At 72.5% G+C, this 21,122-nt stretch carries 16 protein-coding genes and 1 tRNA gene; 13 read left to right on the top strand and 4 right to left on the bottom strand.

The window, feature by feature from the left end:
* Positions 1-224 precede the first annotated feature (224 nt).
* From ACIQFY_RS08695 to ACIQFY_RS08685, 3 genes are all read left to right on the top strand, one after another.
* Positions 225-1,487 carry an ABC transporter ATP-binding protein gene (locus tag ACIQFY_RS08695; RefSeq protein ID WP_326495735.1) on the top strand — a complete coding sequence of 421 codons (1,263 nt, stop codon included), beginning with the start codon at positions 225-227 and terminating at the stop codon, positions 1,485-1,487.
* Positions 1,463-3,034, top strand: coding sequence for an ABC transporter permease (locus tag ACIQFY_RS08690; RefSeq protein ID WP_326495736.1), 1,572 nt, complete (start codon positions 1,463-1,465; stop codon positions 3,032-3,034). The genes ACIQFY_RS08695 and ACIQFY_RS08690 overlap by 25 nt, the downstream gene beginning before the upstream one ends.
* 192 nt (positions 3,035-3,226) lie before the next feature.
* A complete protein-coding gene (locus ACIQFY_RS08685; protein WP_400339420.1) occupies positions 3,227-3,487 on the top strand; it encodes a DUF3039 domain-containing protein in 261 nt (86 codons plus the stop codon).
* Between the two features lie 4 nt (positions 3,488-3,491).
* On the opposite strand, the gene ACIQFY_RS08680 is transcribed toward ACIQFY_RS08685, so the two are convergent.
* Positions 3,492-4,934 carry a nicotinate phosphoribosyltransferase gene (locus tag ACIQFY_RS08680; RefSeq protein WP_400339908.1) on the bottom strand — a complete coding sequence of 481 codons (1,443 nt, stop codon included), beginning with the start codon at positions 4,932-4,934 and terminating at the stop codon, positions 3,492-3,494.
* On the opposite strand from ACIQFY_RS08680, the gene murI reads away from it, so the two are divergent.
* From murI to rdgB, 3 genes are read left to right on the top strand one after another with little or no spacing between them, the layout of a single operon-like run.
* On the top strand, positions 4,926-5,771 hold the full coding sequence (gene murI / locus ACIQFY_RS08675; protein WP_066652917.1) for a glutamate racemase: 846 nt from the start codon (positions 4,926-4,928) through the stop codon (positions 5,769-5,771). The two genes, ACIQFY_RS08680 and murI, sit on opposite strands and share 9 nt — an antisense overlap.
* The gene (gene rph, locus ACIQFY_RS08670) at positions 5,768-6,499 is read left to right on the top strand and encodes a ribonuclease PH (protein ID WP_066652919.1); all 732 of its coding nucleotides are present in this window, start codon (positions 5,768-5,770) and stop codon (positions 6,497-6,499) included. The genes murI and rph overlap by 4 nt, the downstream gene beginning before the upstream one ends.
* The gene (gene rdgB / locus ACIQFY_RS08665) at positions 6,496-7,089 is read left to right on the top strand and encodes an RdgB/HAM1 family non-canonical purine NTP pyrophosphatase (RefSeq protein WP_400339416.1); all 594 of its coding nucleotides are present in this window, start codon (positions 6,496-6,498) and stop codon (positions 7,087-7,089) included. Before rph ends, rdgB begins: the two co-directional genes overlap by 4 nt.
* A gap of 188 nt (positions 7,090-7,277) precedes the next feature.
* Here rdgB and ACIQFY_RS08660 read toward each other — a convergent pair whose 3' ends face one another.
* The 3 genes from ACIQFY_RS08660 to ACIQFY_RS08650 all read right to left on the bottom strand — a co-directional run bounded on the left by ACIQFY_RS08660 (position 7,278) and on the right by ACIQFY_RS08650 (position 9,645).
* On the bottom strand, positions 7,278-8,018 hold the full coding sequence (locus tag ACIQFY_RS08660; RefSeq protein WP_400339413.1) for a DedA family protein: 741 nt from the start codon (positions 8,016-8,018) through the stop codon (positions 7,278-7,280).
* 118 nt (positions 8,019-8,136) lie between these two features.
* Positions 8,137-8,217, bottom strand: a tRNA-Leu gene (locus ACIQFY_RS08655).
* 66 nt (positions 8,218-8,283) lie between these two features.
* Positions 8,284-9,645 (bottom strand): MFS transporter, encoded by a 1,362-nt coding sequence (locus ACIQFY_RS08650; RefSeq protein ID WP_326495738.1) that lies wholly within the window; start codon positions 9,643-9,645, stop codon positions 8,284-8,286.
* Between the two features lie 53 nt (positions 9,646-9,698).
* Between ACIQFY_RS08650 and mnmA the strand changes: the two genes are divergently transcribed.
* From mnmA to gatB, 7 genes are all read left to right on the top strand, one after another.
* Positions 9,699-10,805, top strand: a complete 1,107-nt coding sequence (gene mnmA, locus ACIQFY_RS08645) for a tRNA 2-thiouridine(34) synthase MnmA (protein WP_400339410.1) — start codon at positions 9,699-9,701, stop codon at positions 10,803-10,805.
* 132 nt (positions 10,806-10,937) lie between these two features.
* Positions 10,938-13,328, top strand: a complete 2,391-nt coding sequence (gene ligA, locus ACIQFY_RS08640) for an NAD-dependent DNA ligase LigA (RefSeq protein WP_400339407.1) — start codon at positions 10,938-10,940, stop codon at positions 13,326-13,328.
* 230 nt (positions 13,329-13,558) lie between these two features.
* Entirely contained in the window at positions 13,559-14,983 is a 1,425-nt protein-coding gene (locus ACIQFY_RS08635; protein WP_400339404.1) for an alpha/beta hydrolase, read from the top strand.
* 116 nt (positions 14,984-15,099) lie between these two features.
* Complete coding sequence (locus ACIQFY_RS08630) at positions 15,100-17,508, top strand: transglycosylase domain-containing protein (RefSeq protein ID WP_400339402.1); 2,409 nt, start codon at positions 15,100-15,102, stop codon at positions 17,506-17,508.
* Positions 17,509-17,672: 164 nt separating this feature from the next.
* Positions 17,673-17,972, top strand: a complete 300-nt coding sequence (gene gatC / locus ACIQFY_RS08625; protein WP_058728900.1) for an Asp-tRNA(Asn)/Glu-tRNA(Gln) amidotransferase subunit GatC — start codon at positions 17,673-17,675, stop codon at positions 17,970-17,972.
* Positions 17,969-19,516 (top strand): Asp-tRNA(Asn)/Glu-tRNA(Gln) amidotransferase subunit GatA, encoded by a 1,548-nt coding sequence (gene gatA / locus ACIQFY_RS08620; RefSeq protein ID WP_400339398.1) that lies wholly within the window; start codon positions 17,969-17,971, stop codon positions 19,514-19,516. Before gatC ends, gatA begins: the two co-directional genes overlap by 4 nt.
* The gene (gene gatB, locus ACIQFY_RS08615; protein WP_066652943.1) at positions 19,516-21,021 is read left to right on the top strand and encodes an Asp-tRNA(Asn)/Glu-tRNA(Gln) amidotransferase subunit GatB; all 1,506 of its coding nucleotides are present in this window, start codon (positions 19,516-19,518) and stop codon (positions 21,019-21,021) included. Before gatA ends, gatB begins: the two co-directional genes overlap by 1 nt.
* The last annotated feature ends 101 nt before the right edge of the window (positions 21,022-21,122 follow it).

The following is a 21,122-nucleotide window of genomic DNA, read 5'->3' as shown; positions in this document are numbered from 1 at the left end:
TCGTGCGGGGGACGAGCGGCCACGGGCGCCCGTCCGGGCTGGTTTCCAAGTGGTGAACACTCCGTCGTGCCCTGGTGAATGATACGGAACGAGTGCGCTCCGGGGTACACCCGTGCGTGCTTCGTGCTCATTTCGTGATCCTGTGACCGGTTCGGTACCGAGGCCCTCGCGGACGCGCCGCCGGTCGGGGTCGGCCGCGTCCGGCGCGTTGGTACGGTGGGGCGGTGGCTGCAGCTGATGACGACGACGTGTACGCGACGTCCGACGCCGCCTGGCTGGCGGACGCGGACGGACCGTCCGGTGACGCGGCCGACGACGACACGGGGGACGAGGATGCGCGCGACGACGCCTCCGATGATGACGAGATGACGGACGACACGACGGGTGCGGCCGTCGCGGTCGGCCACGACGAAGGTGCACCCGACCAGGGCGCCGCCCCCGAGACCGCCGTCGCCGCGTCGGACCGCACCCCCCGCAAGGGCAAGGGCAAGGGCAAGGGTAAGGGGCGTGCCGCACGACCCTCCGGTCCCGCGACGCCCGCACAGCCCGCCGACACGGCCGCCACCGGTTCCGGCGCGGCCGGGGACGACGCGTCGAGCACGGCGACGACCCAGCGTGCGGGCACGCCGTCGACGGCTGCTGCCGGCTCCACCGCGAAGGAGAAGCGCGCTCCCGGACGCCAGCCGACCGCCACCGCCGCCGCGACGCAGACCGCGCAGGCGCAGCAGCCCGTCGTGCTCCGCGCGAGCGGCCTCGTGAAGCGGTACGGCCAGACCCTCGCCGCGGACGAGGTCGACCTCGAGATCCGCCAGGGTTCGATCTTCGGCGTCGTCGGACCGAACGGCGCCGGCAAGACCACCACGCTGTCGATGGTCACCGGTCTCCTCCGGCCCGACGCGGGCACCGTGACCGTCCTCGACCACGACGTCTGGTCCGACCCGACGGCGGCCAAGCGCGCCCTCGGTGTGCTGCCCGACCGGCTCCGGCTGTTCGACCGGCTCACCGGCGCGCAGCTGCTGCACTACTCGGCCACGCTCCGTGGGCTCGACGGTGCGACCGCACGGAAGCGCAGCACCGACCTGGCCGAGGCGTTCGGTCTCGGCGAGGCGCTCGGGCGCCAGGTCGCCGACTACTCGGTCGGCATGGCGAAGAAGATCGCGCTCGCCGCGACCCTGATCCACTCGCCGCGCGTCCTCGTGCTCGACGAGCCGTTCGAGTCGGTCGACCCGGTGAGCGCGGCGACGATCACGGACATCCTGCGGCGGTACACCCGCGGCGGCGGCACCGTGGTGCTCTCCAGCCACTCCATGGAGCTCGTGCAGCGCACGTGCGACTCCGTCGCGATCATCGTCGGCGGCAAGGTCCTCGCCTCCGGCACGATGGCGCAGGTCCGCGGGCGCAGGAGCCTCGAGGACAAGTTCGTCGAACTCGCGGGCGGCCGCGTCGTGGCAGAGAGCATGGAATGGTTGCACAGCTTCTCCGACTGAGGGTCGACCTGCTCGCGGGCGAGGTCCGTGGGGGAGCCCGACGGTCGGTCCTCGTGGTGCTCGGGTCCCTGCTCGGCCTGGTCGCCGCCGTGGTGGTGGCCGGCGAGCTCCTCGCGCTGCGGCAGGCACCCGTCGAGGTCGCGCGGTCGGTCGCGGTCCCCGTCGGCACGTTCGTCGCCCTCGCACTCACGCTGGTGCCGCTCGTCGTCGGCCGCAGCGACCAGTTCGACCCGCGCCGCTTCGCCGTGTACGGGATCGACCGCCGTCACCTCGCCGTCGGTCTCGGCGTCGCCGGACTCGTGGGCGTCCCGGTGCTCGCCGTCGCGGTCGTCGCGGTCGGGCAGGTCGGAGCGTGGTCGCGCAGCGGCGGCACCGCGGTGCTGGCCGTCGTCGCCGCACTGCTCGGCACCCTGACCTGCGCCCTGCTGCTGCGGGTCGGCAGTGCCGTCGGTGCGACCTTCGTCGGACCGCACCGGTCGCGCGACGCCGGCTGGCTCGCCGCCCTCGTGATCGTCGTGCTGGGACTGCCGGTGGCGTCGCTGCTGTTCCGCAGCGAGTGGCTCGACCCTGCCAGCACCGAGCTCCAGCGGATCGCCGACGTCGCCGGGTGGACGCCCTGGGGAGCCGCCTGGGCGGTCCCGGCGGACGTGGCGAGCGGTCGCGTCGGGGAGGGGCTCCTGAAGCTGCTGGTCGCGCTGGTCACCGTCGCACTGCTCGCGTGGGCCTGGTGGGCGCTGGTCGGCGCCGCACTCGAGGCCGCGGACGGACGCGCCGGCACCCGCCGCTACCGCGGGCTCGGCTGGTTCGCCGGACTGGGTTCGACGCCGGTCGGCGCGGTCGCCGCCCGGGCGCTGACGTACTGGGGCCGTGACCCGCGCTACCGGATGTCCTACCTGGTCATCCTGTTCGTGCCGCTCGTCGTGCTCCCGCTCGGGGTCGCCGGCGTGCCGTGGCACTGGACCGCGCTGGTCCCGCTGCCGCTCATGGCACTCATCGCCGGGTTCCTGCCCCACAACGACGTCTCCTACGACAACACCGCGGTCTGGCTGCACGTCGCGTCGGGCGCTCCCGGTTGGACCGACCGGCTCGGGCGACTCGTGCCCCTGCTCGTCGTCGGACTGCCGCTCGTCGTCGCCGGCGCCGCTGTGTCCGCCGCGCTCTTCGGGGACCCGACGGCCTTCCCGGTGCTGACCGGCATCGCAGTGGGTGCACTGCTCGCTGGGCTCGGGCTGTCGAGCGTCGTCTCCGTCCTGCTGCCGTACCCGACCGTCCGCCCCGGCGACCACCCGTTCCAGCAGCCGCAGGCCGCCGGGACGACGGCCGCGGTCGCGCAGACGACGATGATCGTCGGCATCCTGGCGTCGCTCGTCCCCGCGGGCTGGCTGGCGGTGCTCACCGCGGTCGAGGGTCCGGAACCCTGGGCACTCGCGACGCTCCTCGTCGGCATCGCCGTCGGTGTCGTCGTGCTCGTGACCGGCGTGGCCGTCGGCGGTCGGCTCTTCGACCGGCGTGGTCCCGACCTGCTCGCTGCGGCGCAGCGGAACTGAGCGCCTGCCGGCCGGGAGGCACGCTGTGGCCGGACGCCGTGCCTCCCGTCGGTACGCACCGTCGGACGGGAGGCGCGTGGCGGGACCGTCCCGCGCCTCCCGTCCGTCCTCGGTGCAGGTGAGCCGCGTGGCGGGGCGGACCCGCGCCTCCCGTCCGTCGCGGCGTCGGCCGCATCGTCGTACCCTGGACCCATGAGCATGACGGAACCCGGCGGCGGCCTCGACGTGATGGACCGCGAGCTCGAGAAGCTCCTCGAGGAAGAGTCGATCGAGCCCGGCGACCACGAGCGGTTCTCGCACTACGTGAAGAAGGACAAGATCCTGCAGTCCGCACTCTCCGGCAAGCCGGTCAAGGCGCTCTGCGGCAAGAAGTGGGTGCCGGGCCGCGACCCGGAGAAGTTCCCGGTGTGCCCGGACTGCAAGGCCATCTACGAGAAGATGAAGTCCGAGTAGTCCGCTAGACCACCAGGGTGGGGATCGCCGGGTCGCCGCGTCCGATGCGGGACGCGTCCACCGGGAGCTCCGCCTTGGCGCGCTCGTGGTGCGCCCGAGCCGCCTCGACGCCGGCGACCCCGAGGAACGCCGGGTCGACCTCGCCGTGGTCCACCACGGGGACGAGCAGGGGTCGCTCGTCGGGGCCGAGGCGACCGGAGGTCAGGACGACCTCGGCGGTGGCGATGCCGTTGCGGAGGCGCCGGCCGGCCTCCTTGCGCCCACCGGTCGAGGCCTTGTCCGCGGACTTCTTCGCGACGGGGACCCACTCGTCGCCCGCCGGGGTCTGGTGCGCGACGAGCTTGAACACCATGCCCGCCGCCGGATGTCCCGAGCCGGAGACGACGCTCGTGCCGACACCGTAGGAGTCGACCGGTGCGGCGCGGAGGGCGGCGATCGTGTACTCGTCGAGGTCGTTCGTCACGGTGATCTTCGTCGCCGGGGCACCGAGCCGGTCGAGCTGTGCCCGGACCGCGGCGACGACGCTCGGCAGGTCACCGCTGTCGATGCGGACCGCGCCGAGCCGGCCGTCGGTGAGCCGGACGGCGGTCTCCACCGCTGCCTCGATGTCGTACGTGTCGACGAGCAGCGTGGTGCCGTCGCCGAGGGCGTCGAGCTGCGAGCGGAACGCGGCCTCCTCGGAGTCGTGCAGGAGCGTGAACGCGTGCGCGGCGGTGCCCATCGTCGGGATGCCCCAGGTGCGGCCGGCCTCGAGGTTGCTGGTCGCTCCGAACCCGGCGATGTACGCGGCGCGGGCGGCGGCGACGGCGTTCCACTCGCCGGTGCGTCGCGAGCCCATCTCGGCGAGCGGACGGCCGTCGGCGGCGGACACCATGCGGGCCGCTGCGCCGGCGATGGCGGAGTCGGCGTTGAAGATGCTGAGCGCGAGGGTCTCGAGGACGACCGACTCGGCGAAGGTCCCCTCGACCTGCAGCACGGGGGAGTTGGGGAAGAAGACCTCGCCCTCGCGGTAGGCGCGGACGTCCCCGGTGAACCGGTAGTCCGCGAGCCACCGGGCCGTCCCCTCGTCGATCACGCCGCGGTCGCGGAGGAAGCCGATCTCCTCGTCGCCGAAGCGGAACTCCGTGAGCGCCGTGAGGAAGCGCCCGAGACCGGCGGCGACACCGTAGCGGCGGCCGTCGGGGAGGCGGCGGGCGAACACCTCGAACACGCAGCGTCGATCGGCGGTGCCGTCCTTGAGGGCGGCGTCCACCATGGTGAGTTCGTACTGGTCCGTGAGGAGCGCGCTGGTCACGCGTCCGACACTAGTGACCTCCCGGTGCCGAGGTGACGTCGCTGTGCCGCGGTGACGTCGCGGAGCCGGGGCGACGTCGCGGTGCCGAGGCGCGGGGCGCGCGTGGTCGGGCGCCGGGCGGGTGCGGCTCGGTACGCTGGGCGGGTGACGGATGCACCGATCGGAGTCTTCGACAGCGGGGTCGGTGGACTGACGGTCGCGCGGGCGATCATCGACCAGCTGCCGCGCGAGAGCATCCGCTACGTCGGGGACACCGTGCACTCGCCCTACGGCCCGAAGCCGATCGCCGACGTCCGGCGGTACGCGCTCGAGGTGATGGACGACCTCGTCGACCAGGGCGTGAAGGCGCTGGTGATCGCGTGCAACACCGCGTCCTCCGCCGTGCTCCGCGATGCTCGGGAACGCTACGAGCAGGCGTACGGCATCCCCGTCGTCGAGGTGATCCAGCCGGCCGCCCGTGCCGCCGTGAAGCAGACCCGGACCGGTCGCGTCGGGGTGATCGGGACGGTGGGGACGATCGCCTCGCGGGCGTACGAGGACGCGTTCGCCGTGGCTGCCGACGTCACCCTGTCCCTCGCGGCGTGCCCGCGCTTCGTCGAGTTCGTCGAGGCCGGGGACACCTCGTCGCCGGCGCTCCGTGAGGTGGCGGCGCAGTACCTCGCGCCGATCCGCGCCGCCGACGTCGACACGCTCGTGCTCGGGTGCACCCACTACCCGCTGATGTCCGCGGCGATCCAGTACGTGATGGGCCCGGACGTCACGCTCGTGTCGAGCGCCGAGGAGACCGCGAACGACGTCTACCGTCGGCTCGTCGAGCACGGGCTCGAACGCACCACCCCGGAGCCGCCGACCTACGCGTTCGAGGCCACCGGCGACGACAAGAACGGCTTCATCCGGCTCGCCCGGCGCTTCCTCGGTCCCGAGGTCTCGAGCGTCGGACACCTCCAGACCGGGGCCATCACGCTGCCCCGAACCGAAAGGACCCCATGAGCACCCGCATCGACGGCCGCAGTGCCACCGACCACCGTCCGGTCAGCATCGAGCGGGGGTGGAGTTCGCAGGCCGAGGGCAGCGCACTCATCTCGTTCGGCAACACGAAGGTGCTGTGCACGGCGTCCTTCACGAACGGTGTGCCGCGCTGGATGGCCGGCAAGGGCACCGGCTGGGTCACCGCCGAGTACTCGATGCTGCCGCGGTCGACGAACGAGCGCATGCAGCGCGAGTCGATCAAGGGCAAGGTCGGTGGACGGACGCACGAGATCTCGCGGCTCATCGGGCGGTCGCTCCGAGCGGTCGTGGACATGAAGGGCCTCGGCGAGAACACCCTCGTCCTCGACTGCGACGTGCTGCAGGCCGACGGCGGGACCCGCACCGCGTCGATCACCGGCGCCTACGTGGCGATGGTGGACGCGATCGAGTGGGGCCGCGACAAGGGCTTCATCGCCAAGAAGGCGACGCCGCTGACCGACAGCGTGCAGGCGATCTCGGTCGGCATCGTCGGGGGGGAGCCGATGCTCGACCTCGCCTACACCGAGGACTCCGCAGCCGACACCGACATGAACATCGTGACGACCGGCTCCGGCAAGTTCATCGAGGTCCAGGGCACGGCGGAGCACGCGCCGTTCGACCGCGACGAGCTGGACACGCTGCTCGACCTCGGCCTCGCGGGCAACCGGTCGCTCGCGGCGATCCAGCGCGACGTGCTGGGCCTCGCGTGACCGGCCACACCGTCGTCCTGGCGACGCACAACCAGGGCAAGGTCGTCGAGCTGCGCGGGATCCTCGGCGAGGCCCTCGGCGCGGGCGTCGAGCTCGTCGGGTACGACGGTCCGGAGCCCGTCGAGGACGGCGACACCTACGCGGCCAACGCGCTCATCAAGGCGCGTGCGGCGGTGGCGCACACCGGGCTGCCGGCGCTCGCCGACGACTCCGGGATCGCCGTCGACGCGCTCGGCGGGGCACCCGGCATCCACTCCGCCCGGTACGCCGGGACGCGCGTGGACGCGGACAACATCGCGCTGCTGCTGCGGAACCTCGAGGGCGTCGTGGAGCGGACCGCTGCGTTCGTGTGTGCCGCCGCCTTCGTCACCCGGGACGGCACGGAGCACCTGTTCGAGGCGGTGTGGAACGGCGAGGTCCTGACCGAGCCGGTCGGGGACGGCGGACACGGGTACGACCCGGTGTTCCAGCCGGACGACGCCGACCGTTCGGCAGCACAGCTGACGCGCGACGAGAAGAACGCACTGTCGCACCGGTCGAAGGCGTTCCGGGGGATCGCGCCGATCGTCCGGGAGTACTTCGGGGTCTGACCCGACCGGTCGGAGCTCCGCGGGACGCCGGCGTCTGCGCGGCGTTCCGTGCTCAGGCACAACGAGCGACACCTCGCGCCACGGGTTCCCGTGGCGCGAGGTGTCTTCAGTTGTGCGACGCCGCCGCTGCAGCGCCGTGCGCGGACGGTCAGCGCCGCCAGGCCGCCGGAGCGCCGACGGCCCGCCGACTACTGCTCGGCCGGGCGACCCGCGCCGTCGGCGGTACCCCGCTCGGCGCCATCGCGCTGCGCTGCCTCCTCGGCCTCGGCGGCGTGCTTCGCCTTGCGCGCGGTCCGCCAGTAGTGCAGCCCCGCGGGGACGACCGTGACGAGCACCGCGAGGATGAGGATCACGTCGATGTAGTTCCGCACGACGTACGCGATCGGCGGGATGTACCCGAGGAAGTACCCGAGGAAGGTCACGCCGACACCCCAGACGACCGCACCGACGGCGTTGTACAGCGAGTACTTCTTGTAGTTCATGCGCCCGACCCCGGCCGCGATCGGTAGGAAGGTCCGGACCACGGGGACGAAACGGGCGAGGATGACCGCGAGCGGGCCGAAGCGGTGGAAGAACGCGTTCGTGCGGTCGACGTTCTCCTTCGAGAAGAGTCCGCTCTCCTTGCGCTCGAAGATCGGGGGCCCGGCCTTCTTGCCGATGTAGTACCCGAGCTCACCGCCCAGGAACGCCGCCGCGCCGATCATCAGCGCCGCCGCCCAGATGGGGATGCCGCCGATCTGGCCGCCGCGGTCGAAGGCGAAGAGCCCCGTGATGACGAGCAGGCTGTCGCCGGGGAAGACGAAGCCGATCAGCAGGCCCGTCTCGGCGAAGACGATGGCGCAGACGATGAGCACGGCGATGGCCCCGAAGTGGTCGAGGATGTACTGCGGGTCGAGCCACGGGATCAGGGCGAGTGCGACGGAGTGCATGGTTGTTCCGGTCGTGTCGGGGCGGGGCACGGGGAAGCTCCCGCCTGACGAGGGTACCGCCCGGCGGTGACCGCCCCATCCTCCTGTGGTGTGACTCCACCCGGCGAGCCGACCATCGTGCGGAAGGAGGGACTCGAACCCTCACGCCTGGGGCACAGGAACCTAAATCCTGCGTGTCTACCGATTCCACCACTCCCGCGAGCAGCGGCAGTCTACCGAGGCGTGGACGCGGGGCGGGCGGGAGCCGCGCCTCCAGGCCGTCCGCTCAGCGCAGCCGACGAGGCAGGTACCGCGGCACGTACCGCAGCAGCACCCCCGCACCGACCAGGCCGAGCACCCCCATCACCCCGCTCGCCAACGCCAGCGAGGCGACCGCGGTGACGCCCGAGATCAGCAGTGGCGCCGCAGCCGACCCGAAGTCCCCCGTGAAGCGCCACGCACCGAGGAACGGTGCCGGGTTCCCCCGCGGCGCGAGGTCCGCACCGAGCGTCATGAGGATGCCGCTGCCGACACCGTTGGCGAGGGACATGCCGATCGCGATGCCGACGAACCACCCGACCCTCGCGTCGAGGTGCCCGCTCCAGGCGAGCAGGAAGTAGCTCACGGCGAGCCCGAGCATGCACGGCAGGGCGCTCGCGAGTCGACCCCAGCGGTCCATGATCTGCCCGCTCGTGTAGAAGAGCGCGAAGTCGACGGCGCCCGCGATGCCGATGACGAGCGCGGCCGAGGCGTCGTCGAGACCGACGCTGACCGCCCAGAGCGGCAGGATCACCTGCCGTCCGGCGCGGAGCGCGCCGATGAGCGCCGCTCCGCTGCCGAGCCGTGCCAGGACGGCGCGGTTCTCGCGGATGGTGCGGACGAGGCCGTGTGCCTCGCGTTCGACGAACTGCGCGCCCGTGTCGGTGGGCGGCTCGTCGGGGTGCCGCGCGGGTGCCGTGCGCCGTGCCGCGTCGGCCGCGTCCGGTCCGTGGGTCGCGTCCGTCCCGTCGGTCGCGCTCGTCGAGTCCGGCCTGGAGGCCCTGCTCGGCAACCGCAGACCGCGTGCGCCCGTCGCGGGGTCGCGCAGGACGAGGAGCACGACCGCCGCCGCGAGGCAGCACGCCACGTGGATCCAGAAGGCGCTCTGCGTCGTGCCGGTCAGGTGGACGACGCCGGCCGAGAGGAAGGGCCCGACGAAGTAGCCGAAGCGGAACACACCGCCGAGGCTCGACAGGGCGCGGGCCCGGATCCGCAGGGGGATCGCGGTCGTCATGTAGGCGTGCCGGGCAAGGGCGAAGACGGCGGTCGAGACACCGACCAGGAACACCCCGACGGCGAGCACCCAGGGGCTCGGCGAGACGACGCAGACGAGCAGCCCGACGACGGACACCACGGCGGCGCCGATCATCGCGTTCCGTTCACCGATCCGTCCGACCACGACGCCTGAGGGCACGTCACCGATGAGCTCGCCGACCAGGATCAGCGCGGCGACGAACCCGGCGAACGCGAGGCTCGCGCCGAGGGAGTCGGCGGCGATCGGGATGATCGGGATGATCGCTCCCTCGCCGATCGCGAAGAGCGCCGCGGGCAGGAAGCCGGACAGCAGGACGCCGCGGCGGTCGAAGGCGTCGTTCGTGGTGCTGGTCATCGTCGAGCAACGGTACGCCTGGACTCGTCGGGGGATGCGCTTACCCTGGACACATGCGTGTACTTGCGGCGATGAGCGGTGGGGTCGACTCGGCGGTGGCCGCGGCGCGGGCCGTCGACGCGGGGCACGACGTGGTCGGTGTGCACCTGGCGCTGAGCCGCATGCCGGGCACGCTCCGCACGGGGAGCCGTGGCTGCTGCACGATCGAGGACTCGATGGACGCGCAGCGGGCGGCCTCGGCGCTCGGGATCCCGTACTACGTGTGGGACTTCTCGGCGCGCTTCAAGGAGGACGTCGTCGACGACTTCGTCGCGGAGTACCAGGCCGGCCGCACCCCGAACCCCTGCATGCGGTGCAACGAGCGGATCAAGTTCGCCGCCCTGCTCGAGAAGGCGCTCGCCCTGGGCTTCGACGCCGTGTGCACCGGCCACTACGCCTCGATCGTGACCGGGTCGGACGGCGCCCGTGAGCTGCACCGTTCGGCGGCGTGGGCGAAGGACCAGTCGTACGTGCTCGGCGTGCTGACGGCCGAGCAGCTGGAGCACGCGATGTTCCCGCTCGGTGCGACACCGTCGAAGGACGAGGTCCGTGCCGAGGCGGCGGCGCGCGGGCTGACCGTCGCGCAGAAGCCCGACTCCTACGACATCTGCTTCATCCCGGACGGGGACACCCGCGGGTGGCTGGCCGACCGCGTGGGGACCGCGCCGGGCTCGGTCGTGGAGCGCGACGGCACCGTGGTCGGCGAGCACGAGGGTGCCACGGGCTACACCGTCGGGCAGCGCCGCGGACTGCACCTCGGACGACCGGCACCGGACGGCAAGCCACGCTTCGTGCTCGAGATCCGGCCGAAGGACAACACCGTCGTCGTCGGACCGAAGGAGGCGCTCGACGTCCGGTCGATGGCCGGCTCGCGGTTCACCTGGGCCGGGACCGCTCCGGCAGACCCGTCGACGCCGTTCGCGTGCGACGTGCAGATCCGGGCGCACGCCGATCCGGTCCCGGCGACGGCGCGGGTGACGGACGGCGAGCTCGTGATCGACGTCGACGAGCCGCTGTCCGGTGTGGCTCCCGGTCAGACTGCGGTGGTCTACGTCGGCACCCGGGTGCTCGGGCAGTGCACGATCGACCGCACCGTCTCGGCGGTGCCCGCGACCGTCTGAGCCTGCTGCCGGGGTCGGGCAGCCGCCCGGCCCCCGGGTGCTGCCGAGGGCCGGGCGGCTGGGGCCGGGGAGCCGGCTGCGGCCGGGGAGCCGGCTGCGCCCGGGGTCGGCGGTGCACGGTAGAACTGAGGCATGAGCGACACGACCCCCGACTCGGCCGACTCGACGTTCGAGACGCTGGCCCCGGCCGACCTCGACGCCGCGCAGGCCCAGCGGGAGGTCGACCGTCTCCGGGTGCGCATCGGCGAGCTGCGCGACCAGTACTACGAGGGCAACGGCTCGACGGTGTCGGACGGCGACTACGACGCGATGGTCCGTCGCCTCGACGCGATCGAGCAGCGCTTCCCGGACCTGCGCACCCCGGACAGCCCGACCCAGACCGTCGGCGGTCAGGCGCAGACGGTGCAGTTCGCGCCGGTCGAGCACGCCGAGCGCATGCTGAGCCTCGACAACGTGTTCAGCCCCGAGGAGCTGACCGAGTGGGCCGACAAGGTGCAGCGCGACGCCGGGTCCGAACGGGTCCGGTTCCTCACCGAGCTGAAGATCGACGGGCTCGCGATCAACCTGCGGTACGAGCACGGTCGCCTCGTGTCGGCGGCGACCCGTGGTGACGGGGTGGTGGGCGAGGACGTCACCGGCAACGTGCGCACCATGGGCACGATCCCCGACCGGTTGTCCGGCGAGGGACACCCGGCCATCGTCGAGGTCCGCGGCGAGATCTTCTTCCCCGTCGCGCAGTTCGACGAACTGAACGCGCGGCAGCGCGAGGCGGGGGAGCGGGTGTTCGCGAACCCGCGCAACGCAGCCGCCGGATCGCTCCGCCAGAAGGAAGAGGGCAAGTCCGAGGCGAAGCGCGCGCTCATGGTCGACCGCCTGCGGCGCCTCCGCATGCTCGTGCACGGCATCGGCGCGTGGCCGGTGCGCGAACTCGAGCGCGACACCGAGGTGCACTCCCAGTCCGAGGTCTACGAGCTGCTGCAGACCTGGGGCCTGCCGACGAGTTCGCACTACCGGGTGTTCGACACCGTGGACGAGGTCATCGGGTTCGTGCGGACGACCGGCGAGCGTCGTGCGTCGGTCGAGCACCAGATCGACGGCGTCGTGGTGAAGGTCGACGACCTGGCCCTGCACGAGGAACTCGGCTCGACCTCCCGTGCACCGCGCTGGGCCATCGCGTACAAGTACCCACCGGAGGAGGTCCACACGAAGCTCCTCGACGTCGTGGTCAGCGTCGGGCGGACCGGACGTGCGACGCCCTTCGCGGTGATGCAGCCGGCCGAGGTCGCGGGGTCCGTGGTGCGGCAGGCGACCCTGCACAACCAGGACGTCGTGAAGGCGAAGGGCGTCCTGATCGGCGACACCGTCGTGCTCCGCAAGGCCGGCGACGTCATCCCCGAGGTGCTCGGCCCGGTCGTCGAGCTGCGCGACGGCACCGAGCGCGAGTTCGTCATGCCTGCCGTGTGCCCGGAGTGCGGGACGCCCCTCGCACCGGCGAAGGAGGGCGACAAGGACCTCCGCTGCCCGAACGCCCGGAGCTGCCCCGCCCAGGTCCGTGGCCGGGTCGAGCACATCGCCTCGCGCGGCTCGCTCGACATCGAGGGCCTGGGCGAGGTCGCCGCCGCAGCGCTCACGCAGCCGCTGCACCCCGAGCAGCCGCCGCTCGTCACCGAGGCCGGCCTGTTCGACCTGACGATGGAGGACATCGTCCCCATCGAGGTGATCGTCCGCGACGCCGAGACCGGCATGGAGAAGTCCGACGACGACGGCACGCCGAAGCGCGTCACGCCGTTCAGCCGTGCCCGCAAGAAGACCGATCCGCCGTTCGACCCCGACGCGCGCGGAGCCGACCACACGGGTGAGCCGAGCCGCTACCCGTCGAAGAACGCGTTCGAGATGCTGGCGAACATCGAGGCCGCGAAGACCAAGCCGCTCTGGCGCATCATGGTCGGGCTCAGCATCCGGCACGTCGGCCCGGTCGCCGCACGAGCACTCGCGAACCACTTCGGGTCGCTCGACCGCATCCGGGAGGCGTCGCGCGAGGAACTCGCGGCGGTCGACGGGGTCGGCGGGATCATCGCGGACGCCCTGCTCGACTGGTTCGCGGTGGACTGGCACCGGGAGATCATCGGCCGCTGGACGGCCGCGGGGGTGCAGTTCACCACGCCGGACCACCCCGGTCCCGGCGCCGCCGTCGAGGGGGGCGTCCTCAGCGGGGTCACCGTCGTCGCGACGGGCTCGCTCGAGGGGTACACCCGTGAGGGCGCGCAGGAGGCGATCATCGCCGCCGGCGGCAAGGCTGCGTCGAGCGTCAGCAAGAAGACGGACTTCGTCGCCGCCGGCCCCGGTGCCGGGTCGAAGCTCACGAAGGCCGAGCAGCTCGGGCTCCGCATCATCGACGCGGAGCAGTTCCGCCTGCTCGTGACCGAGGGGCCCGGCGCCCTGGAGCCGGACCGGGCGGACGGACCGGAGCCGTCCGACGGTGCCGACGGCCAGGCGACCGACGACGCGGACGCAGGGAGCTGAGCAGCACGGCGGAGCGCGGCTCGCCGTGAGCGACGCGCCGTCGTCCGCGGGGGACCGTCGACGATCCGCACCCAGTTCGAGGGGCAAGTTGCACCGCGCACCCCCCTCGTGAGCGCATTCTCCTTACACTCGAGAGGGCATCAATCGTCGGCTGAGGGGGTCGACGACACGGCCTTCCCGGGGAGACCTGATTGCTGCTCATCGCCGCGGCCCTGCTACTCACCGCCTCGATGCACTCGCTGGGAGTGGTCGAGGCCCCTGCCGTGCCCGTCCCGGGAGCGTCCGGCGTGGGCGTCCCGGCAGCGGCCGAGGCGCCCGTCGCGGAGGTGTCCGGGGTCCGGGACTCCGTGGCACGCGACGCTCCGCCCGACGCCCCGACGACCGCTGCCGGCGGTCACGTCGACCTCGAGCGGTTGGCGCGGGCGCGCGGCACGGCGTTCCTCGACGCACTCGTCGCGGTCGGTCCTGGCGACCTGGCACGCGCCGACGAGGACGATCGGGTGCTCGCGTCCGCCCAGGACCGGCCACCCACCGCGGCCGCCGTCGCACGGTGGTGGGACGCGCTCGGCACCGCCGCACAGGAGCGCCTGGTCGCCCTCGCCCCCGCGGTCGTCGGCAACCTGGACGGGGTGCCGTACGACGTCCGTGACCGCGCCAACCGGACCACCCTCGCCGACGGGGTCGGCACCGACGACCAGGACTCCGATGCCCAGGACTCCGGCGCCGGGTCCGACCGTGCCGCCGCCCGCACCGCGCTGCTCGCGCAGGTCCGGGACTCCCTGCACCGCGAGTCGGGCCAGGCCCCCCGGCGCCTGATCGTCCTCGACACCCGGGGCTCGGGCCGCGCGGCGATCGCGGTGGGGGACCTCGCGACCGCCCGGGACGTGACGGTGGTCGTCCCGGGGATGTTCTTCACCGTGACCGGGCAGATGCACGACTTCACCGACACCGCGAGCGACCTGTACGACGAGCAGACCACCGTGTCGGCGCTCGCCACGACGCAGACCGCCCGAGGAGTCGCGGATCACGCGTCGAGCGGCACCGCCGTGCTCGCGTGGATGGGCTACCGGACGCCCGACATGTCCAACATCCTGTCGCTCGGACTCGCCCGCACCGGTGCCGAGCGGCTCGAACGGGTGGTCGACGGTCTCGACGCCGTCCGCGGCGACGACCGGCCCCGGTTGAACGTCGTCGCGCACTCCTACGGGTCGACGACGGCGCTGATGGCACTGTCGTCCGGCCGCATGCAGGCGGACTCGCTCACCGTGCTCGGCTCGCCGGGCAGCGCGGTGCAGACCGCCTCCGAGCTCGCGGTGGGACCCGGGCAGGTCTACGTCGGCGACGCGCACAGCGACCCGATCGCCGGCTCCGGGTACTTCGGGACCGACCCGGGTTCGGCGGGGTTCGGGTCGACGCTCCTCGACCTCTCCACGGACACCGTCGAACCGGACGCGGGCGTGTTCCGCCGACCGGTGGGTCACAACGACTACCTCAAGCCGGGGACGGCATCGCTGCACGACGTCGCCCTCATCGGGGTCGGCCGCGGTGACCTCGTCCGGCACCAGGCCCGGCGCGGCCAGGGTGGCGGCGGGACCGCGCAACCGGTGCCCGACATGTACCTCCTGCGACCCCAGGACCTGCAGCCCCGCGACTGAGCGGACCCGCCCCGTGGGCGATGCGCGACCGACCCTGTGGGTGATCCTGTGCGCCGCCGCAGCCCCTGACCTCTGCACGGCAGAAGCACCCCAGTCCGGGCCCGTACCGTGCCGCCATGCGTGCGATGCGGTGGTCCGGTGCCCTCACGACCTTCCTCGCCATGTCCGGCCTCGCAGGACTGCTGGTGGCGGTCGCGGTGACCCCGGCCGTGGCGGTGGCGGGCGAGGCGACGTCCGGAGCGGTGTCGTTCTTCGAGGACCTGCCGAGCTACCTCGACATCCAGACCCCGCAGCAGGTGTCCTCGGTCTACGCCACGAAGGACGGCCAGCAGGTCAAGATCGCGTCGTTCTACGCCGAGAACCGGACCGACGTCGCCTCGGACGCCATGGCGGAGTCGCTCAAGCGCGCGGCGATCGACACCGAGGACCCCCGCTTCGAGGACGAGGGCGGCATCGACGTGCTCGGGACCGTCCGCGGCGTCGCGGCGACCGTCGTCGGGGGCGACGTACAGGGCGGTTCGAGCATCACGCAGCAGTACGTGAAGAACGTCCTCGTGCAGCAGTGCGAGCAGCTCACCGGCGCGACCGCGGCCGCCACCCAGGCCAAGGTCGCGGCGTGCTACCAGGACGCCGCCGGGGTGACACCGCAACGCAAGCTGCAGGAGATGCGCTACGCCATCGCGGTCGACAAGAAGTACACGAAGGACCAGATCCTCACCGGCTACCTGAACCTCGTCGGGCTCGGCGGCCGCGTCTACGGCGCCGAGGCGGGTGCCGAGTACTACTTCGGCGTGCACGCGAAGGACCTGTCGCTCCCGCAGTCCGCGACGCTCGTCGCCATCCTCAACAACCCGGCGAACCTGCGCATCGACGAGCCGGACGACGAGGACAACGGCGCGGCGAACGGCTACGCGGCGACGAAGACGCGGCGCGACTACGTCCTGCAGCGGATGTACGTGCACCACGACATCTCGAAGGCGCAGCTCGACCAGGCGGAGGCCACCCAGGTCACGCCGCGGATCACCGACACCGCGAACGGCTGCTCGGCCGCGGCGAGTGCGTACGACGCGGGGTACTTCTGCGACTACGTCCGCGACCAGGTGCTGCAGGACCCGGCGTTCGGCAAGACCGCCGCGGAGCGCATCGAGACCCTCGACACGAAGGGCCTCGAGATCCACACGTCGCTCGACCTCGACCTGCAGGCCCAGGCCCAGTCCGCGCTCTCGTCCTACGTGCCCGCGACGATGACCGGTGTCGACCTCGGCGGCACGAACGTCACCGTCCAGCCCGGCACCGGACGCGTGCTGTCGATGGTGCAGAACACGACGTACACGCAGCGCGACAACGCCGGCCCCGGTGCGACGGCGATCGACTACAACGCGGACACGGCCTACGGCAACTCCGGGGGGTTCCAGACCGGCTCGACCTACAAGGTCTTCACGCTGGCCGAGTGGCTGGCGTCCGGGCACACGCTGTCGGAGTCGGTGCCGACGGGCGAGCACCTGTTCCAGCAGTCCGAGTTCACGAACTCGTGCGAGGCACTCGGCGGGTCCCCCTGGCCCGTCTCGAACGCCGAGGCCGTCCCGGCGAGCATGAGCGTCCAGGCGGCGACCTCCGAGTCGATCAACACCGCGTTCGGCGCGATGGCGAAGCAGCTCGACCTCTGCAAGATCAAGGACCTCGCACAGGCCATGGGCATCCACCAGGCGGACGGCTCGGCCCCGGCGTCGAACCCGGCGTCCGTGCTCGGCACGAACCCGCTCTCGCCGATCGACCTGGCCGAGGCGTACGCGGGCTTCGCGAACGGCGGCGTCGTGTGCACGCCGACCGTCATCGACTCGGTGCGCGAGGCCGACGGCACGACGGTCACGCCCACGCCGTCCAGCTGCACCCGGGGCGTCTCCGCCGAGGTCGCCGGGACGGTCGACCACGCGCTGCAGGGCGTCCTGACCGGCAGCGGCACCGCGGCCTCGGCGAACCCCGGTGACAGCACCCCGAAGTTCGCCAAGACCGGCACGACCGACGCCGACACGCAGAACTGGCTCGTCACGTCGAGCACGAAGTACACCAACGCGACGTGGATCGGCAACGTCAGGGGGCTCGTCGGTCTCGCGAACACGTCCTTCCCGCAGGGCACGACCGGGTACAGCGCGAAGTTCGGCGTCGGCCGCTCGATGATGTCGTGGCTCGACCAGCGCTACGGCGGGGGAGCGCTGCCCGAGCCCGACCCGGCGATGATCGGCTCGACGCCGCGGTCCGTCGACGGTTCGGCCTCGGACGCGGCGACGGGCGGGGACCAGGCGACGCCGGGGACGCGCGCCCAGGCGCCCTCCGCGCCGGGATCGTCCACCGCGGACACGACCGGCGGCACGACGACGGGCGCGCCCGCACCGGGCGGGGCGGCGGGTGCCGGCTCGCAGCCGGGCGCGGGTGCCGGCGCGCCGTCGACCGGGACGGGCCCCGGTGGCGGCGCGCAGGGCACCGGAACGGGCGAGGCGACCCAGCAGCCACCGACGCACGGGTAGGCGGCGACGGCGAGCACGCGACGGTACGCCAGGCCCGGTGCCGGTCCGCCGGACCGGCACCGGGCCTGGCGTACCGGTTCTCCACAGCCCCGGTGACCGTGGTGCCGCCGCCGGACGCGGCCAATAGACTGGTGCGCATTCCACGAACCGATCGACGGAGCACCATGCCTGACATCACGAGCGAGCAGGTCGCCCACCTGGCGAACCTCGCACGTATCGCACTCACGCCCGACGAGATCGAGAAGCTGACCGGGGAGCTGTCGCACATCGTCGAGAGCGTCGCCAAGGTCGCCGAGGTCGCGACCGACGACGTCCCGGCGACGAGCCACCCGGTGCCGCTCGGCAACGTCACCCGACCCGACGTGGTGGGGCAGACGCTGACCCAGGAGCAGGCGCTCTCCGGCGCGCCCGACTCCGACGGCGAACGGTTCCGCGTGACGGCAATCCTGGGAGAAGAGCAGTGACCGACGACCTGACCCGCCTCAGCGCGGCCGCCCTCGCCGACGCCCTCGTGGCGCGCGACGTCTCGAGCGTCGAGGCCACGCAGGCCCACCTCGACCGGATCGCAGCGGTCGACGGCGACGTGCACGCGTTCCTGCACGTCAACGAGAACGCCCTGGCGGCAGCGCGGTCGATCGACTCGCGTCGCGCCGCGGGCGACGACCTCGGTGCGCTCGCCGGTGTGCCGATCGCGATCAAGGACGTCCTGTGCACGCAGGACATGCCGACCACCTCGGGGTCGAAGATCCTCGAGGGCTGGCGGCCGCCCTACGACGCCACCCCGGTCGCGAAGCTCCGCGCCGCCGGTCTCGTGCCGCTCGGCAAGACCAACATGGACGAGTTCGCGATGGGCTCGACGACCGAGTTCTCGGCGTACGGTCCGACGCGCAACCCGTGGGACCTCGACCGGATCCCCGGCGGCTCCGGCGGGGGATCGGCGGCAGCGGTCGCCGCGCACGAGGCCCCCTTCGCCCTCGGCTCCGACACCGGTGGCTCGATCCGCCAGCCGGGTGCCGTCACGGGCACGGTCGGTGTGAAGCCGACCTACGGCGGGGTCAGCCGGTACGGCGCGATCGCACTCGCGTCGTCGCTCGACCAGATCGGTCCGGTGTCCCGCACGGTCCTCGACGCTGCGCTGCTGCACGACGTCATCGGCGGGCACGACCCGAAGGACTCGACGTCGATCCCTGACGCCTGGCCGTCGATGGCCGCCGCTGCGCGCGAGGGCCTGCAGGCCGACACGCTCCGCGGGCTCAAGGTCGGCGTCGTCGAGGAGCTCGCGGGGGGCGAGGGCTTCCAGGCCGGCGTCACGCAGCGCTTCCAGGAGACGGTCGCGATCCTCGAGCAGGCGGGCGCCGAGGTCGTCGAGATCGCCGCGCCGTCGTTCGCGTACGCGATCAGCGCCTACTACCTGATCCTGCCGGCCGAGGCGTCGTCGAACCTCGCGAAGTTCGACTCGGTGCGCTTCGGCCTGCGCGTCACGCCCGAGAACGGTGCGACCGTCGAGGACGTCATGGCCGCGACGCGTGAGGCCGGCTTCGGCCCCGAGGTCAAGCGCCGCATCATCCTCGGCACCTACGCGCTCAGCGCTGGCTACTACGACGCCTACTACGGGTCCGCGCAGAAGGTCCGCACCCTGGTGCAGCGCGACTTCGCGGCGGCGTTCGACCAGGTCGACCTGCTCATCAGCCCGTCGGCGCCGACGACCGCCTTCCCGCTGGGGGAGCGCCTCGACGACCCGCTGTCGATGTACCTCAACGACCTCACGACGATCCCGGCGAACCTCGCCGGCGTGCCCGGCATGAGCATCCCGAACGGCCTCGCGCCCGAGGACTCGCTGCCGACCGGTGTGCAGCTCATGGCGCCGCAGCGCGAGGACGCCCGCCTCTACCGGTACGGCGCCGCGCTCGAGCGTCTGCTCGAGCAGCAGTGGGGCCGCCCGCTCATCGACAGCATCCCGGACCTCGACCAGTCTCAGCAGTCCGCTGCGCAGGAAGGTGTGATCTGATGGCGCAGAAGGACGCGCTGATGGACTTCGACGAGGCGCTCGAGCGCTTCGAGCCGGTGCTCGGCTTCGAGGTCCACGTCGAACTCGCGACGAAGACCAAGATGTTCTCGGACGCCCCGAACTTCTTCGGCGGCGAGCCCAACACGAACGTGACCCCGGTCGACCTCGGGCTGCCCGGGTCGTTGCCGGTCGTCAACGAGCAGGCCGTGCGCTACTCGATCCAGCTCGGGCTCGCGCTCGGCTGCTCGATCGCGGAGTCCTCGCGGTTCGCCCGGAAGAACTACTACTACCCGGACAACCCGAAGAACTACCAGATCTCGCAGTACGACGAGCCGATCGCGTTCGAGGGTGAGGTCGAGGTCGAGCTCGCCGACGGCACCATCTTCCAGGTGCCGATCGAGCGCGCCCACATGGAGGAGGACGCGGGCAAGCTGACGCACGTCGGTGGTGCCACCGGTCGCATCCAGGGCGCCGAGTACTCGCTCGTCGACTACAACCGCGCCGGCGTCCCGCTCGTCGAGATCGTCACGAAGCCGATCTTCGGCGCGAAGGACCGTGCTCCCGAGCTCGGCGCCGCGTACGTCCAGGTCATCCGTGACCTGGTCCGCGCGCTCGGCGTCTCCGAGGCCCGCATGGAGCGCGGCAACCTGCGCTGCGACGCGAACATCTCGCTGCGCCCCTGGGGCCAGGAGAAGCTGGGTACCCGCACCGAGACGAAGAACGTCAACTCGTTCCGCGCCGTCGAGCGCGCCATCCGCTACGAGATCCAGCGCCAGGCCGCGATCCTCGCCGCGGGTGGCACGATCACGCAGGAGACGCGACACTGGCACGAGGACACCGGGCGCACCTCGGCCGGCCGCCCGAAGTCGGACGCCGACGACTACCGCTACTTCCCGGAGCCCGACCTGCTGCCGGTCGTGCCGGACCCCGCGGTCATCGAGGAACTCCGGGCATCCCTGCCCGAGGCGCCCGTCGCACGTCGCCGCCGTCTCAAGGGGGACTGGGGCTTCAGCGACCTCGAGTTCCAGGACGTCGTCAACGGCGGGCTGCTCGACGAGGTCGAGGCGACGGTCGCCGCCGGTGCCTCTCCGCAGGCCGCGCGCAAGTGGTGGACGGGCGAGATCAGCCGCGTCGCGAACGCGCAGGACGCCGCAGCCGGTGACCTCGTGTCGCCGCAGCACGTCGCTGAGACGATCGCGCTCGTCGAGTCCGGTGACCTGACCGACCGTCTGGCGCGCCAGGTGCTCGAGGGGGTCATCGCGGGCGAGGGGTCGCCGGCGCAGGTCGTCGAGGCCCGTGGGCTCAAGGTCGTCTCCGACGACTCGGCCCTCACCGCAGCGGTCGACCAGGCACTCGCCGCCCAGCCGGACGTCCTCGCCAAGATCCAGGACGGCAAGGTCCAGGCCGCCGGCGCGATCATCGGCGCGGTCATGAAGGCGATGCAGGGTCAGGCCGACGCGGCCCGCGTCCGCGAACTGGTCCTGGAGCGCGCGCAGCAGTCGTAGCGTCCGGCCGCGACGGACGGGAGGCACGGGGCCGGCTGGTACCGTGTCTCCCGTCCGTCGTCGGCACCGACCGGACCGGACCAACCTGGGGACGTGTCAGC

The organism is Curtobacterium sp. NPDC092190, assembly GCF_044755625.1.
Classification (GTDB): Bacteria; Actinomycetota; Actinomycetes; order Actinomycetales; family Microbacteriaceae; genus Curtobacterium.
The sequence above is the reverse complement of the archived record's forward strand: the minus strand, read 5'-3'. Positions and strand labels throughout refer to the sequence as shown.